16 protein-coding genes are annotated in these 15,455 nt (G+C 68.6%); 5 read left to right on the forward strand and 11 right to left on the reverse strand.

Features of this window, described 5'->3' with window-relative positions:
- The first annotated feature begins 20 nt into the window (after window positions 1–20).
- Window positions 21–1,001: a hypothetical protein gene (locus tag E3O60_RS01430; protein WP_134496967.1), complete on the forward strand. Its 981-nt coding sequence runs from the start codon at window positions 21–23 to the stop codon at window positions 999–1,001.
- A gap of 163 nt (window positions 1,002–1,164) precedes the next feature.
- On the opposite strand, the gene E3O60_RS01435 is transcribed toward E3O60_RS01430, so the two are convergent.
- Window positions 1,165–1,608, reverse strand: coding sequence for a tetratricopeptide repeat protein (locus tag E3O60_RS01435; protein WP_088455710.1), 444 nt, complete (start codon window positions 1,606–1,608; stop codon window positions 1,165–1,167).
- A complete protein-coding gene (dapB, locus tag E3O60_RS01440) occupies window positions 1,605–2,444 on the reverse strand; it encodes a 4-hydroxy-tetrahydrodipicolinate reductase (protein WP_134496969.1) in 840 nt (279 codons plus the stop codon). Before dapB ends, E3O60_RS01435 begins: the two co-directional genes overlap by 4 nt.
- Window positions 2,445–2,503: 59 nt before the next feature.
- Between dapB and E3O60_RS01445 the strand changes: the two genes are divergently transcribed.
- Both E3O60_RS01445 and E3O60_RS01450 read left to right on the forward strand, forming a co-directional pair.
- Window positions 2,504–2,995 (forward strand): GNAT family N-acetyltransferase, encoded by a 492-nt coding sequence (locus E3O60_RS01445; protein ID WP_103459440.1) that lies wholly within the window; start codon window positions 2,504–2,506, stop codon window positions 2,993–2,995.
- Between the two features lie 65 nt (window positions 2,996–3,060).
- The gene (locus tag E3O60_RS01450; protein WP_134409579.1) at window positions 3,061–3,435 is read left to right on the forward strand and encodes a nuclear transport factor 2 family protein; all 375 of its coding nucleotides are present in this window, start codon (window positions 3,061–3,063) and stop codon (window positions 3,433–3,435) included.
- Window positions 3,436–3,454: 19 nt separating this feature from the next.
- On the opposite strand, the gene E3O60_RS01455 is transcribed toward E3O60_RS01450, so the two are convergent.
- From E3O60_RS01455 to E3O60_RS01465, 3 genes are all read right to left on the reverse strand, one after another.
- A complete protein-coding gene (locus E3O60_RS01455; protein WP_088457927.1) occupies window positions 3,455–4,057 on the reverse strand; it encodes a histidine phosphatase family protein in 603 nt (200 codons plus the stop codon).
- A gap of 55 nt (window positions 4,058–4,112) precedes the next feature.
- Entirely contained in the window at window positions 4,113–5,480 is a 1,368-nt protein-coding gene (locus E3O60_RS01460) for a pitrilysin family protein (protein ID WP_103459442.1), read from the reverse strand.
- A gap of 65 nt (window positions 5,481–5,545) precedes the next feature.
- On the reverse strand, window positions 5,546–6,574 hold the full coding sequence (locus E3O60_RS01465; RefSeq protein WP_241980351.1) for an aldo/keto reductase: 1,029 nt from the start codon (window positions 6,572–6,574) through the stop codon (window positions 5,546–5,548).
- A gap of 266 nt (window positions 6,575–6,840) precedes the next feature.
- Between E3O60_RS01465 and E3O60_RS01470 the strand changes: the two genes are divergently transcribed.
- Window positions 6,841–7,344 (forward strand): glutathione peroxidase, encoded by a 504-nt coding sequence (locus E3O60_RS01470; RefSeq protein ID WP_088455704.1) that lies wholly within the window; start codon window positions 6,841–6,843, stop codon window positions 7,342–7,344.
- 10 nt (window positions 7,345–7,354) lie between these two features.
- On the opposite strand, the gene E3O60_RS01475 is transcribed toward E3O60_RS01470, so the two are convergent.
- Window positions 7,355–8,017 (reverse strand): VOC family protein, encoded by a 663-nt coding sequence (locus tag E3O60_RS01475; protein ID WP_134409563.1) that lies wholly within the window; start codon window positions 8,015–8,017, stop codon window positions 7,355–7,357.
- A 161-nt stretch (window positions 8,018–8,178) separates the two neighbouring features.
- Here E3O60_RS01475 and E3O60_RS01480 point away from each other — a divergent pair, with 161 nt between their 5' ends.
- Window positions 8,179–8,658 (forward strand): Lrp/AsnC family transcriptional regulator, encoded by a 480-nt coding sequence (locus E3O60_RS01480; RefSeq protein ID WP_088455702.1) that lies wholly within the window; start codon window positions 8,179–8,181, stop codon window positions 8,656–8,658.
- A gap of 99 nt (window positions 8,659–8,757) precedes the next feature.
- Here the strand turns inward: E3O60_RS01480 and E3O60_RS01485 are convergent, their stop codons facing one another.
- The 5 genes from E3O60_RS01485 to E3O60_RS01505 form a co-directional block, all read right to left on the reverse strand.
- Window positions 8,758–11,046, reverse strand: coding sequence for a polyribonucleotide nucleotidyltransferase (locus E3O60_RS01485; RefSeq protein ID WP_088455701.1), 2,289 nt, complete (start codon window positions 11,044–11,046; stop codon window positions 8,758–8,760).
- A gap of 258 nt (window positions 11,047–11,304) precedes the next feature.
- Window positions 11,305–12,333 carry a dihydroorotate oxidase electron transfer subunit gene (locus E3O60_RS01490; RefSeq protein ID WP_134496971.1) on the reverse strand — a complete coding sequence of 343 codons (1,029 nt, stop codon included), beginning with the start codon at window positions 12,331–12,333 and terminating at the stop codon, window positions 11,305–11,307.
- Entirely contained in the window at window positions 12,333–13,355 is a 1,023-nt protein-coding gene (locus E3O60_RS01495; RefSeq protein WP_198415679.1) for a dihydroorotate dehydrogenase, read from the reverse strand. Before E3O60_RS01495 ends, E3O60_RS01490 begins: the two co-directional genes overlap by 1 nt.
- Before the next feature lie 188 nt (window positions 13,356–13,543).
- The gene (locus tag E3O60_RS01500) at window positions 13,544–14,185 is read right to left on the reverse strand and encodes an FMN reductase (RefSeq protein WP_088455698.1); all 642 of its coding nucleotides are present in this window, start codon (window positions 14,183–14,185) and stop codon (window positions 13,544–13,546) included.
- The gene (locus E3O60_RS01505; RefSeq protein ID WP_134496973.1) at window positions 14,182–15,384 is read right to left on the reverse strand and encodes an LLM class flavin-dependent oxidoreductase; all 1,203 of its coding nucleotides are present in this window, start codon (window positions 15,382–15,384) and stop codon (window positions 14,182–14,184) included. The genes E3O60_RS01500 and E3O60_RS01505 overlap by 4 nt, the downstream gene beginning before the upstream one ends.
- Between the last annotated feature and the right edge of the window lie 71 nt (window positions 15,385–15,455).

Genomic DNA, 15,455 nt, shown 5'->3' on the forward strand with positions numbered 1-15,455 from the left:
CCGGCGCCGACACTCGCTGGATGACCGATCGTCGAGAACACCCGTCCTTCCCACCCGAAGTGCTCCTGGCCGCCGACTATCGGCGAGCCCTCGGCGCCGATCTTCGCCTGCGTCGCGGTGCCGAGCGCGGTTACCTGCACCGCATCGGCTGGGGCCAGTACTGCCCCGCAGCGGTCTGGGCCGGCCTCGACCGTGACCAGCGGTATGCACTGAGAGTGCGGGCGGCGGCGCTGGCCCGACGAGGCGCGCTGCCGCTCTCCCACCAGTCGGCCGGGGTGCTGTGGCACCTACCGCTGCAGGCACCGTGGCCCGATGAGGTGCACTTCCTGGGACCGCGTGCAGCCGGCGGACGCTCGGACCCGGGCATCCGCAAGCACACGGTGGGCTTCGACGCCCGCGATGTGGAGCTGAAAGACGGAGTGCTAGTCACCTCGGTAGCCCGCACGGTGATCGAGCTCGCAACGATTGTGGACCTTCGGTCGGCGGTCGCCGCGGCCGATCGGGCTCTGGCGGTGGATCGGACCGGTCGCATCCTGCCGCTCACGGACCGGGTGACCCTGCTCGAAACCTGGCACCGGATGCTGCCGTTCCGCGGTTCGGTGCGGGCGCGCACGGTAATCGACTTTGCCACGCCGCTCTCGGGCTCTCCCGACGAATCGGGCAGTCGGGTGACGATCGCGCTGGCCGGACTTCCCGAACCCGAGTTGCAGCATCCGTTCGTGATCGAGGACCGCACCGTCTTCTCGGACTTCTTCTGGCGGGGCGTGCGGGGTGTTGGCGAGAGCGACGGTCGAGTGAAGTACTTCGATCCCGTGCTGCTCGCCGGACGCACCCCGGCAGAGGTCGTGTACGAGGAAAAGCTCCGCGAGGATGCCATCCGGCTGCAGGTGCTCGGCTTCGTTCGCTGGGACCATGCCACCGGGATGAGCGTGCCGCGGTTGTCGGCGCGGCTGGCGCACCTGGGCCTCACGCCGGGGCGCCCCCGGCTGGCCGGGCGCTGAGCGGGCCGGTGCGGCGCGGAGCTGGCCGGGCGCGAGGTGGGCGCGAGGTGGGCGACTCGAGGTATGCGGGTAAGGCGCCGTTATGCGGGTGGCATGCCACCCGCATAACGGCGCGGCACCCGCATAACGGCGCGGAACCCGCGCGACGGCGCACGCGCCGAGCTCAGGCCGCGGACTTCTCCAGGGCCATCGCGGTGCGAAGCGCCGAGCGGGCGCGGCGGCGGTCGCCCGACGCGTCGTAGGCCAGGCCGAGGCGGAACCAGGCCCGCCAGTCCTGCGGCGCGGCATCCACGGCCTCTTGATACTGCGGGAACTGAGCGTCCGCCGCCTCGCGGTATGGCCGGCCGCTCGGGCGGCTGGGTAGGTCGTTGACCGGCAGGGCACCCTCGGCGTCGAGCTGCTTGACCAGTCGTTCGCACCGGATGCCGAAGCTGATCTCGCGAACCAGCGCCCACGCGCCGATCAGCGGCAGCACGATGAGCGCAACGCCGATGAGGATGCCGACAGGGTCACCGCTCTGCACGAAGAGCACCGCGCGCCAGCCGACGAGCACCAGGTAGAACACGAGCAGGAGTGCCATCACGACGACGGCGATGCGGCCCTTCATTCGCCGGGCTCCATTTCGGCATCCTCGGGGCCCGGCGGTGGCCCAGCAGTCGGCTCGTCCGGCGACCCGGCAGACGCCGCGGCCGGCTCGAGCACCTCACCGGTGAGCCCCAGGTCGATCAGTTGGTCGAGTCCGACGGTCACCCCGACGCAGTCGCGGGCGGCGGCCAGGGCCACCAGGATGCCGCGCTCGTAGGCCTCGGCGGAGAGCGTGTTGTGCGTGATCGTGAGGGTCTCCCCCGAGCCGCCGAAGATCACGTCCTGGCGGGCCAGCACGCCGGCCAAGCGCAGGCTGTGCACCGGCACCGTGGCGACCTGCTGGCCGCGGGCACGCTGGTCGACGTGCGGCGCGGAGACCGGGCCGAGGCCGGCGCGGGCGGCGGCCATCAGCTCGGCGGTGCGCACGGCGGTTCCCGACGGGGAGTCGACCTTGCCGGCCTGGTGCGCCTCGACGAGCTCGATGGAGTCGAAGAATCGGGCGGCGAGGGCCGCGAAGGCTGTGCCGAGCACCGAGCCGAGTGAGAAGTTGGGGATGATCACGGCGCCGACATCCGTGCGGCCCTTGAGTTTGTGGCCGAGCGCGTCGATACGGGGCTGGGACCAGCCCGAGGTGCCGACAAGCACCCGGATGCCGTTGTCGATGGCGAAGTCGACCACGCCTTGGCTGACCGCCGGAACGGTGAGGTCGATCGCCACATCCGCGCCGAGCATCTCGGACAGGGCACTGGTGGAATCAAGCCGGGCGACCACGTCGTACCCCGGCGTACTCTCGACCAGGCCGCCGACCAGGCGGCCCATCTTGCCCGTTGCGCCGACGATGGCCACCCGTGTTGTCATGCTGCCAATCTACCAACCGGGGCGGTTGCCCCCGGCACCGAGGCACGTACCCTAGGGGCATGCCTGAATTCACCGCGGTCTCCGTCACGGATGCGGGGTCCATCACCCTGCTCACCCAGTACTTCAGCGATCGCGCGTCCACGTTCCCCTCCGCCGGCGGCTATCGCACCACGTTCCCGGCTCCCGAACAGTTCGTCCCGCCGCGCGGCCAGTTCCTGCTCGTGAGCGAGACCCAGGGGTCGCGCACCTTCGTGGGCTGCGGCGGCATCCGTCGAATCGATGACGGCGCGGATGGTGCGGTGCGGTTCGAGGCGAAACACCTCTGGTTGCAACCGGAGGTGCGCGGCCGCGGCTGGGGCACCCTGCTGCTCGCCGAACTCGAAACCCGGGCCAGGGCGTTCGGGGCCACGGAGCTGGTGCTCGACACTAACTCGAGCCTCGAGGCGGCCGGGGCGCTGTACCAGCGCTCCGGCTATCAGGATGTGCCGCCATACAACGACAACCCGAACGCCACGAACTGGTACCGAAAGGTGCTCGCCCCGACCCCCTGACCCGTCAGTGCTGGCTACTCTCACAGCAGGCGGCGCGGATGCGCGGCAGGAGGAGGTCGGTCGAGATGACGGTCACACGCGACACGCTGACGGGGTTCCTGGCGGGGTTCAACAACCACGACCTGAACGCGAGCATGGGCTATCTCGCCGAAGATTGCGTCTTCTACCCGCCCAGGGGTGCGAAGCCTCGGGGCGATCGTTTCGTGGGCAGGGCCGAGGTGCGGGCGGGGCTCGCCAGCCGATTCGAGGGCATCCCGGACGTGCACTATGGCGACGACCGGCACTGGGTGTGCGGCGATGATCTCGGAGTCTCCGAGTGGACGCTGACCGGCACGTCAGTGTCCGGCCAGCGACTCGAAGTGCGCGGCGTCGACCTGCTCGAATTCGATGCCGCCGGGAAGATCCGCCGCAAGGATTCCTTTTGGAAGATCCTCGACTGAGGCGGTTACCGCCTCGCCCCTAGAACAACAGCGGGTCCGGCAGGCCGGTTCGCAGCTCTACCGGCAGGTGGCCGAGGTCGTTGTGGGTGACCAGCGACCACGGCCGGCCGGGCTTCTGCTGCAGCACGGTGAGGCCGCAGTTGGCCTGGTTGATGCTGATCCAGCGCCAGTCGGGTGCGCCGAGCACCTCGCGGACGAACCAGGCGATCACGAAGTTGTGGGTGATCAGCAGGTCGTGTCGGGGACCCCGGTGCGGATGCAGGAATTCCGCGACTGCGTCCTCCATCTGAGCGCGGCCGGCCTCGATCTGGTCGTCGCTGACCGAGTTGAAGAACGGCGCGTATGCTTTCGGCATCTCCGGCGCCCGGCCGGAGGGAACGCAGTCGAACAACAGCGGCGACGGCTCCGAGGTGAGCGACGGCAGCCGGTCGGCGATGATGGCCGCCGTCTCCGCGGCACGTTGCAGCGGCGAATGCCAGGCGCCGGTGAACGGCACCCCGCCCAGGCGTTCGGCAATGAGGTGCGCCTGACGCTTACCCCGCGGTGACAGCGGGCCGTCCGGCAGGCCGTATTCGGCATCCTGCTGTTCACCGTGTCGCACGAGGTAGAGGTACTGGGGCATCATCGCCCTTTCGGTTGATGTCGTAAGAAGTCGAACGGGGCTCGCCGTGAACAGTTCAGTTCGGCGGGAGGGGCGCCGCCCGGCGGGAAAGCACGGCGTCGAAGGCGTCCTCCTCGAGGGCGCCGACGGCGGCCACGGAGAACGGCCGGGAGACCATGTCGACCGCCAGCTGCTGCACATCGTCCGCGGTGACCAGCGCGAGGCGCCGCAGGGCCTCGTCGAGGTCGACGAACTCGCCCAGCGTGATCTCGGAGCGGCCGAGCCTGGACATCCGGGTGTCGGAGTCTTCGAGGGCCAGGGCGGATGCGCCGGAGAGCTGACCGGAGGCCCGCTTCATCTCGTCGGCGGTCACACCGTGCTCGGCGAGGCGGTGCAGCTCGTCGAGCATGATCTCGGTGACCTGACCGGCCTTGGCCGGGGTGCAGCCGGCGTACATGCCGAAGATGCCGGCGTCAGAGTAGCCGGGCGCGAACGAGTAGACGGAGTAGGCCAGGCCGCGCTTTTCGCGCACCTCCTGGAACAGGCGCGACGACATGCCGCCGCCGAAGATGGAGGTGAGCACATTCATCGCCACGCGGCGGTCGTCGGCGGCCACGAGACCCGGCACGCCGATCAGCAGGTTGGCCTGCTCGAGCGGACGGTGCACGACGCTGATGGGCTGGCCCTGGCTGATCACGGCGGCGGCGCCGGAGCGGCGTCCCACCGGTGCGGCGTACTCGCCCAGGTCCCAACCGGCCTGCAGCAGCGACCGAGTGACGGCGGCCACGAGCACGTCGTGGTCGACGGCGCCGGCAACGGTCACGACCAGGTCTTGCGGGCGGTAGTTGGCCCGGTAGTGCTCCCAGACGGCGTCTCGGGTCGCGGCGCGGATGGTGTCCGGGCTGCCGCCGATGGGTCGGCCCAGCGGATGCGCGCCCATGACGGCCTGGAAGAAGCGTTCGTTGGCGACGTCGGCCGGGTCGTCGTCGGCCATCGCGAGTTCCTCGAGGATGACGCCGCGCTCGGTTTCGAACTCCGCGGGGTCCAGCAGCGACGAGGTGATCATGTCGGTGAGCACCTCCACGGCCATGTGGAGGTCGCGATCCTGCACCTTGGCGTAGTAGCAGGTGTATTCCTTGGCCGTCATGGCGTTGTGTTCGCCACCGACGGCGTCGAACGCGATGGCGATGTCCAGCGCCGAACGCTCTGCGGTTCCCTTGAACAGCAGGTGCTCGAGGAAATGCGTGGAGCCGAAGTGACCGGGCTGTTCGTCGCGGGACCCCACGGCCACCCAGTAGCCGATGGTGAGGCTGCGGCTGCCCGGCACCTGTTCGGTGACGATGCGCACCCCGCTGGGGAGGACGGTGCGCCTGACGAGGGACTCACCAGCGGCCCGAAACGAGAGTTCGGTCAGGTCAAGGGGAAATTCAACGGCACCGTTCATATCCCCTCAACCTTACGACACCGGCGGGACCGGGCCCCGCTGGACGCGGCGGGCCTGGGCGCCGGTCAGGCCGACACCTTGTCGAGGTCGACCATGTCGGCACGGCCCAGCCGAACGGCGGCCGCGGCGACCAGGGCATCCACCTGTTCCGGCCGGCTCGCGCTGGCGACCGGGGCCACGACACCGTCCTTGGCCAGCAGCCAGGCCAGCGCGATCGTCGACGGTGCCACCCCGTGGTCCTCCGCGATGCGTTCGAGCACGCTCAGCACCTTGAGGCCGGCCCGGTTGAGGTAGGCCGATGCGCGGCCGGCCCTGATGGTGTCGGTGAGGTCGGCTTTGGAGTGGTACTTGCCGGTGAGGAAGCCGTGCGCGAGGGCGAAGTACGGCATCACCGCGACACCCTGCGCCCGGCTGACCAGGGCCAGCGACGATTCGAACGAGACCCGGTTCATCAGGTTGTACGGGGTCTCCAGGGCCACGAACCTGGGCAGGCCGTTGGCGGCGAGTACCCGGGCCTCCATCAGGCGCTCCGCTGTGAAGTTGGACGCCGCGAGGTGCCGCACGGTGCCGTTGGCGATGAGCATCTCCATGGCGCCGAGGCTCTCCTCCAGCGGCACGTCGAGGTCGTCGTAGTGGAAGTGCAGAAGGTCGATGTGGTCGGTGCCGAGCCGCTCGAGGGAGGCGTGCACCGCACCGACGATGCTGCGCGGCGAGAGGCCGGGGTTGTCGCGGTTGCGGCCGATCTTGGTGGAGACGATGGTGTCGTCGCGCAGACCGCGGGTGCGCATCCACGACCCGATCAGCACCTCGCTGCGTCCGGCGGCGTAGCTGTCAGCGGTGTCGAGGAAGTTGCCACCGAGTTCCCAGTGCCGGTCGAGGATCGCCATGGCGGTGTCGCCGTCGGTGGTCCAGCCGAAGACGCTGCAGCCCAGCGCCAGCGGGTGCACGGTGAGGTCGGTGTCGCCGATGGTGCGCCGGATGTCCGGGGCGGCTGTGCGGTCGTGGTCGGGCAGCTGAACCGGAGCGGTGTGCTGGACCTCCACCGGGCGGGTTTGCAGGATGAGATCGGCTGTCGTCAGGCTGTCTGGTGTCACCCGCTCCGTTGCTACATGCTCCGTTGCCACATGCCCCGTTGACACACGCCCCGTCGCCACGCTGCCTCTCATGCCTTCACCGCCCCTCGGACGGACCAGCGCGGCTGCCGCGCGGACCCGTGTAAAGCCGAGAATAACCCGATCCGGCCAATCCGCCGGGGGCGCGCGGCAAGCGTTACACAAATGTGCGGCTTTACCCCCCCCGTTTAGCCGAAAATAGGCCTTCGGTGAGCTCTCTCGAAGGGTCGGGGAGTAGTGTTTCCGGCATGTCCGACTCACCGCTGTACGGCGTCCCGCTCACCCTCATCGACGGCACCCCGACCACGTTCGGCCGGTTCGCCGGCAAGACCGTACTCGTGGTCAACGTGGCATCGAAGTGCGGCTTCACGCCCCAGTATGCCGGCCTGGAGGCGCTCTACCGCCGTTTCGCTGACGACGGCCTGGTGGTGCTCGGGTTGCCGTGCAACCAGTTCATGGGCGAGGAACCCGGCAGCGAAGAGGACATCCAGCAGTTCTGCGAGCTCAACTTCGGGGTCACCTTCCCGCTCACCGCCAAGGTGGATGTGCGCGGCAAGAATCAGCATCCGCTGTACAGTCAGCTCACCGCGTTCCGGAAGGGCATGCTGCCGGGGCTGATCAAGTGGAACTTCGAGAAGTTCCTGGTGAACGGCGACGGCGTGATCGTCGACAGGTTCGCGTCGACGGTGGAACCTGAATCGGCACAGCTCGTCGCCGCGATCGAGAAGGCCCTGGCGCGCGAAGCGGCCTGAGCCACGCCGGTCAGGCGTCCCAGCTGCACACGCAGAGCTCGTTGCCCTCTGGGTCGGCGAGCACCCACCAGTCCGGGGCGTGTTCGTCGGTGAGCAGCACTCCCCCGACGTCGATGATGTCCTGCACCCGGTCCTCACAGTCGGCGACGGGCACGTACACGTCGAGGTGGATGCGGTTGCGCTCGGTGCGTTGGATCTCCATGTGCTGGAACCACACCTTGGGGCCACCGCCGCGAGGATCACGCAGTTCGATGTCGTCCGCGGGACCGGACTCCACATAACCCAGCCCCACCCGCCAGAATGGGCGCACGGCCTCGGCGTCGGTGCAGTCGATGGCCACGTCGGCGCGGCTGGGCACCAGACGGGTGGCGTGCGCCTCCTGCTCGGCGGCGAGTTCCTGGATGCGCAGGGCGAGCCGCAGATCCCGTTGGGTGATGCCACCCACATCGTGGCTCGTGAGCTCGAACTCCACGGACCCGTAACCCAGTTTCACGTCTGGGTGATGATTCTGGGCGTCGGCGTCGGCAGCGACGGCATCCACCAGGTGCACGGCCGCGGCGAAATCGGCCGTGCGGTAGGTGGCATACAGCGTTCCCTCCAGATGCAGGAAATCACCCCCGGAGAGCACCGATCGGGTTTGAGCGGGAGTCAGGGTCTGGCGGGTGTCGTCCATCCGACCACTCTTCCGTGCGGCGTCGGCCCGGTCAACCCTGGGCGAATCGTCGCCTTGCCGCACCCTGACCGGTGCGGACTTCCCGCCCGCGCAGCGAATGTGGGTCACGGTGTGCACTATGCCCTGTTCAGGGGCCAGCGCGCATGCTACGGTCAGGCAGTATGCACCACTTGGACAGAGTCGATCTCGAGTTGCTCCGTGCGCTGTGCGCCACCCCCGACAGCACCTATGTGGGGCTCGCCAACACGCTCGGGCTCTCCCGCAACACCGTGCAGGCCCGGATGAGCCGGCTCGAGGAGTCCCGGGTGTTTCTCGACTTCGATCGCCGGGTCAGTCCGGCCGTGCTCGGCTATCCGCTGACCGCGTTCATCGAGGTCCACATCGTGCAAAAGCGCGCCGCCGACATCATCGCCGAGCTCAGCCGCATCCCCGAGATCGTGCAGGCGCACGGTATGAGCGGCGCAGCGGATCTGCTGGTGCGGGTGGCCTGCGCCGACTCCGAAGACCTGTTCAGGATCGACCGCACGATCCTCGCCTGCGAGGGCGTCGAACGCACCGAGACCTCCCTCGCGATGGGCGAGCTCATCCCGTATCGCATCGTTCCCCTGCTGGAGCGGGGCGTGCAGCCCAGGTCGGGCTAGCTGCATTCTGCAGACGCGAAAAGGCCCGCCCTGCCGAAGCAGGACGGGCCTTCCGTCTGACCGGCACACCTGGCGAGAGGTGGCCGGCAGAACTAGTGACTAACCTTCGGCCGGAGCTTCGGGTCCCTCGGATGCAGCGTCACGACCGTGCGTGTCGGCTTCATCGGCGAGGACCGGGGCGAGCGAAAGCTTGCCGCGGTCGTCAATCTTGGTGATCTCGACGAGGACCTTCTGGCCCACGCCGAGGACGTCTTCGACGTTCTCCACGCGCTTGCCGCCGGCGAGCTTGCGCACCTCAGAGATGTGCAGCAGGCCGTCCTTGCCCGGGAGGAGCGAGACGAAGGCGCCGAAAGCGGCGATCTTCACGACAGTTCCGAGGAACTGCTCGCCAACCTCGGGGTTGGTGGGGTTCGCGACGGAGTTGACCATGATGCGAGCGGCCTCGGCCGACGGACCATCGACGGCGCCGATGTACACGGTACCGTCTTCCTCGATCGAGATGTCGGCTCCGGTCTCGTCCTGGATCGAGTTGATCATCTTGCCCTTCGGGCCGATGAGCTCGCCGATCTTGTCGACGGGGATCTGCACGCTGATCACGCGGGGCGCGGTCGGTGCCATCTCGTCGGGCTTGTCGATCGCGGCGTTCAGCACGGCGAGGATCGTCGTGCGAGCATCCTTCGCCTGCGTCAGCGCGCCGGCCAGGACCGACGCGGGGATGCCGTCGAGCTTGGTGTCGAGCTGGATCGCGGTGACGAACTCAGCCGTGCCGGCGACCTTGAAGTCCATGTCGCCGAGGGCGTCTTCGGCACCGAGGATGTCGGTCAGAGCCGCGTAGCGGGTCTTGCCGTCGACGGTGTCGGAGATGAGGCCCATCGCGATGCCGGCGACCGGGGCGCGCAGCGGCACTCCGGCGTTCAGCATGGACAGGGTGGAGGCGCAGACGGAACCCATCGAGGTGGATCCGTTGGAGCTGAGCGCCTCGGAGACCTGACGGATGGCGTAGGGGAATTCCTCACGGCTGGGCAGCACGGGAACCAGGGCACGCTCAGCGAGCGCTCCGTGGCCGATCTCGCGACGCTTCGGCGTACCGACCCGACCGGTTTCACCGGTGGAGTAGGGCGGGAAGTTGTAGTTGTGCATGTAACGCTTCTTGGTGACCGGGCTCAGGGAGTCGATGGTCTGCTCGAGCTTGAGCATGTTCAGCGTGGTGACACCCAGGATCTGGGTCTCGCCGCGCTGGAAGATAGCGGAACCGTGCACGCGCGGGATGACCGCAACCTCGGCGTCGAGCGGGCGGATGTCGGCCAGGCCGCGTCCGTCCATGCGAACACCCTCGTTGAGCACGCGTGAGCGCACCACGAGCTTGGTGACGGACTTGTACGCCGCGCCGACCTGGTTGTTGGCGGTTGCGGGCAGCTCGCCGGCTTCGACCTTGGCCGCGATGGCGGTCTTGACGGATGCCTTGAGCACGTCGTCGGCATCCTGACGCGCGATCTTGTCGGCGATGACGTAGACGTCCTTGAGTCCCTCGTAGGCCAGGGCTGCGACGGCGTCGTAGGTCTCCGGGGTGTACGGCGGGAACAGCGGGTAGTTGCCGGTGGGCTTGGAGGCCGCGGCGGCCACCTGCTGCTGGGCGACGATGAGCTGCTTGATGAACGGCTTGGACGCCTCGATGCCCTCGGCGATGACCTCTTCGTTCGGCTTGATGGCGCCGCCCTGGATCAAGGTCCAGGCGTTGTCGGTCGCTTCGGCCTCGATCATCATGATCGCGACGTCTTCGCTGCCATCGGCATCCGTCACAACGCGGCCGGCGACGACCATGCTGAACACGGCCTCTTCAACCTGCGAGTGCTTCGGGAAGGCGACCCACTGGCCGGAGCCGTTGTCGTCGGGGATGAGGGCGACGCGGACGCCACCGATCGGGCCGGAGAACGGCAGGCCGGCGATCTGGGTCGACATGGACGCGGCGTTGATGGCCAGGACGTCGTAGTACTCGTCGGGCGCGATGGCCAGAACGGTGACGACAACCTGGATCTCGTTGCGCAGTCCGTCGACGAACGACGGGCGCAGCGGCCGGTCGATCAGACGGCAGGTGAGGATCGCTTCAGTCGACGGGCGACCTTCGCGGCGGAAGAAGCTGCCCGGGATGCGGCCGGCGGCGTACATGCGCTCTTCGACATCGATGGTCAGCGGGAAGAAGTCGAAGTTGTCCTTCGGCTGCTTGCTGGCGCTCGTGGCGGAGAGAAGCATGGTCTCTTCGTCGATGTAGGCAGCGGCTGAGCCCTGTGCCTGCTGGGCGAGACGCCCGGTTTCGAAACGGATGGTGCGCTTGCCGTACTTGCCGTTGTCAATAACGGTTTCGGCGAACGTGATTTCTGGACCCTCCATATGGGGGTTCTCTCCTTTGTTTAGACTCGTTTGCCCGTGTGGCGCGCGAGTGGGACATCGGAGCAGGAACAGGCAGGACAAGCTGCCGAACATGTGTTGGGCGCTGACCTTGCTGGCCACCAGTAGAAATTCACCAACACGCTCTGTCTCGAGCTGAGCGTTGGGAAACCACCACCGAGGACCAGCGTCCTGCCAGTCTGCTCCGGGTATAACCGATGGATCCGAAGATCCACCTGAACAAGCGTAGCAGAGCGGGGGTTAAACGACAGGGATGCGGGCGTCGAAGACCGGCCCGTCGGCGCAGACCAGCGGCCCCTCGACGCTCGGGTCGATGCGTACCGGGGCGGCACAGCCGTGGCAGTAGCCGAGCCCGCACGCCATGTGGGCCTCGAGCGAGGCCTGCACGGGTACCCCCCAGTGCGCGCCGAGTTCCGCGGCGAGCCTGGCGAGGACACCGGCGCCGCAGACCATGATCACGTCGGGCGCGGTGCGCTCGGGGGTGGCACCGTCGAAGTGTGCGCGGAGGCTGTTCTGCAGTGTGAGCAGGTCGCTGGAGCCGTCGTCGTCGGTGGCCTCGATGATGCGGACGCCCAGCTCGGCGCAGTCGGCGCGGCCGAGCAGCTGCTCGGCGCTGCGTCCGCTGAGCACCATGGTGGTGCGGATGCCCGTTGTGCGGGCGTCCTCCGCGGCGCCCATCACGCCGCAGATGCCCACGCCCCGGCCGATCAGCAAGGCGGAGCGGGTGCCGCTGTCGAATTCGAAGCCGCGACCGAGCGGACCGGTGATCTGCAGGGTCCCGCCGACGGGAACGGCGGCCAGAGCGCGGGTGCCGCGGCCCACGACGCCGTAGATCATTTCCACGGTGCCGGGCCGGTCGGCGGTCGCCGGTCGGCGGCGATGGATGGCCATGGGGCGGGGCAGCAGAATCGTGTCGCCGGCGTGCGGCGGCACCGTGATCATGAGGAACTGTCCGGCCAGCGCGGTGTGGGCGATGGTGCTGCTGGCCACGACAAGGCGGCGGTAGCGCTCCCCCACCGGCTCGTGCACGAGCACCTCGGCGTCGTCCCAGACCGGTTGTGGGCGCGGCACGGTCTGGCGCGGCCGCACCGAGACCAGGCCGTCGAGCGCCTCGGCATCCGCCTCGGCGAACGCCCGCGCCCGTGCTGCCGCCTCGCGGCTCTGGCGGTACGCCTCCCGCCGGTCGAGCTCGTCGACGCCGTGCTGAGCCTGTCGAAGTAGACCTGGCGACGGGGCGCCTTCCGAGGCCAGGCTCGCGTCAGCGCTCATCAGGACACCTCCCACTCGAGCAACTCGCGAATACTGCCGACCCCGGCGTCCTGACACCGCTGCCGCAACCCCCGCGCCACCTCCACCGCCGCGAACGGCCGGGCGAAGCTGGCGGTGCCCACCTGCACGGCGCTGGCTCCCACCGAGAAGTAGTCCAGGGCGTCGTCAACGGTCTGCACTCCACCGCAGGCGATCACCGGGATCTGCACCGCCCGGGAGGCCAGCCAGACCAGCCGCAGCACGATCGGTTTGATCGACGGCCCGGACAATCCGCCGATGACGTTGCCGAGAATCGGACGGCGGGTGAGGGCATCCAGCGGCATCGCCGGAATGGAGTTGGCCACGCAGACGGCGTCGGCGCCGGCCTCCTCGGCGGCGCGGGCACAGTCTGCGATCGAGGCCACCAGCACCGGCAGCTTCACGATGATCGGCTTGACGGTGACGAGGCGCACGGCGGCGACCACCTCGCGGATGGCCGCCGGATCCGAGCCGATGTCGGTGCCGTCCCGGTCGAGGTTGGGGCACGACACATTCAGTTCGAAGGCGGCGCCGTTCTCGCCCAGGGCCGCGACGACCGGGGCGTACTCGCTCGGCCGGTGGCCTCCGACGCTGATGATGGTGGGCACGTCGAGGGCCGCGTAGCGCGGATGAAGTGAGGCCAGGTAGCCGGCCGGGCCATGGCTGGGGATGCCGACACTGTTGACCATGCCCGCGGGAATCTCGGTGAGCCTGTGCACGGGGTTGCCGCCGCGGGCCGAGCCGAAGACGGTCTTGGTGACGGTGGCGCCGAGTTCGGTGACCGGGATGAGCGCGCCCAGTTCCGGGCCGAAGCAGCCGGAGGCCGGCATCACCGGGGTGCGCAGCGTGAGGCTGCCGATCCGAACGGAGAGGTCCACGGCCGGGGTTCCCGGCGGGTCGAGCAGGTCGGGATCGGCCGCGAAAAATGCGGCGCGGGCATCCGGAAAAACGGTGCCGTCGAGAAGGGCGACCATGAAAGACCTGTCTGTCTGCGCGGTTGTCACGGCTTCCGTCTCTGCGGAAGCACTCTCTCCAGCGCACTGCGCTCCAGTCTGCCGCCCGCCCCGAGGACCGGGCAGAGCCGAAAGTCCCGGCGGTGGCGACGCGCGATCAGTGCCCAAGCACGCGAAAGCGGCCGTGTGGTCACCTCGGTGAACTGAGCTGACCACACGACCGCTTTCGTGGAACAGGACTAACGAGGAGGGAACATCCCGGCGGGGTTGAAGTCCGCGGGCAGCTCGAAGGGGTCGCGCACCCGGCTGGACCGGTCGGATCGGGCGACGAGAGCCGACAGCTCCCCCGCCGCGCGTTCGATCCGGGCCGGCAGGGTCTGCACCCGGCTGTCGACGCGGCCGCCGTCACCGCTGCCCCAGTCCTCCGACGCGGCGAACACCGAGGTGGGCACCACCACGGAGTGCAGGTAGGTGAACATCGGCCGCAGCGCGTAGTCGAGCGCCAGCGAATGCCGCGGCGTTCCCGCGGTCGCGCCGATCAGCACCGGCTGGTCGGTGAGGGAGCGGTTGTCGATCACGTCGAAGAAACTCTTGAACAGTCCGCTGTAGCTGGTGGTGAAGATCGGGGTGACGGCGATCAGGCCGTCGGCCGCGGTGACGGCCTCGATCATCTCTTCCAGGCGCGGGTTGGCGAACCCGGTGAGCATGTTGTTCATGATGTCCTGCGCGTAGTCACGCAGTTCGTAGGTCAGCACCGTGGTGCTGACGCCCTCGTCGGCCAGCCGCGTCACGGTGGCCGTGGCGAGCTTGTCGGCGAGCAGCCGCGTGGATGACGGCTGGCTGAGCCCGGCGGAGATGACCGCCAGGGTGCGCTCGGTCATCGCTGCGCTCCCGTCGTGCCGGCGCCGGCCAAGCCGAAGGCGGCACCGGTCGCCCGGCGGTGCGGAGCGATGGCGGCGGAGGTGTCGAGGTCATTGCGCCCGGCGGATGCTGCGGCAACCGGCGCCCGGGAGGCGGCGAGCACCAGGGATTCGTGGGTGGGGCCATCCGGCACGTCGGCCGGGCGGTTCTTGGCGAACTCCTTGCGGAGCACGGGCACAACCTCCTCGCCGAGCAGGTCGAGCTGCTCGAGCACAGTCTTCAGCGGCAGGCCGGCGTGGTCCATCAGCCAGAGCTGGCGCTGGTAGTCGCCGACGTAGTCGCGGAAACCGAGGGTGCGGTCGATGACCTCCTGCGGGCTGCCCACCGTGAGCGGGGTCTGCGAGGTGAACTCCTCCATGCTCGGGCCGTTGCCGTAGACCGGGGCATTGTCGAAGTACGGCCGGAACTGACGCTTGGCATCCTGTGAGTTCTTGCTCATGAACACCTGGCCGCCGAGCCCAACCATTGCCTGCGCGGCGGTGCCGTGGCCGTAGTGCTCGAACCGGTTGCGGTAGTACTTGACCATCTTCGCGGTGTGCGAGGCCGGCCAGAAGATGTGGTTCGAGAAGAAACCGTCGCCGTAGTACGCGGCCTGCTCGGCGATCTCGGGGCTGCGGATGCTGCCGTGCCAGACGAACGGCGCCACACCGTCGAGCGGGCGCGGGGTGGACTGGAAGCCCTGCAGCGGGGTGCGGAACTGTCCCTCCCAGTCGACGAAATCCTCGCGCCAGAGCCGGCGCAGCAGAGCGTAGTTCTCCAGCGCCAGCGGGATGCCCTGGCGGATGTCCTGGCCGAACCAGGGGTAGACCGGGCCGGTGTTGCCGCGTCCCAGGGTGAGGTCCACCCGGCCGTCGGCGATGTGCTGGAGCATCGCGAAGTCCTCGGCGATTTTCACCGGGTCACTGGTGGTGATCAGCGTGGTGGCGGTGGAGAGGATGATGCGCTCGGTTTTGGCCGCGATGTAGCCGAGCATCGTGGTCGGCGACGAGGGTACGAACGGCGGGTTGTGGTGCTCGCCTGTGGCGAAGACGTCCAGCCCCACCTCTTCGACCTTCTGCGCGATGGTGAGCATGGCCTTGATGCGGGCGTGCTCCGTCGGCGTCTGACCCGTGGTGGGATCGGTGGTCAGGTCCCCGACCGTGAAGATTCCGAACTGCATTTCCAGCCTCCAAAACTCAATGCGTCTGCATGTATATAGGTGTCAACGGCGGATGGCCCGATCCTATTCCC

The sequence above is a fragment of the Cryobacterium sp. TMB1-7 genome (assembly GCF_004402435.1).
Classification (GTDB): domain Bacteria; phylum Actinomycetota; class Actinomycetes; order Actinomycetales; family Microbacteriaceae; genus Cryobacterium; species Cryobacterium zongtaii.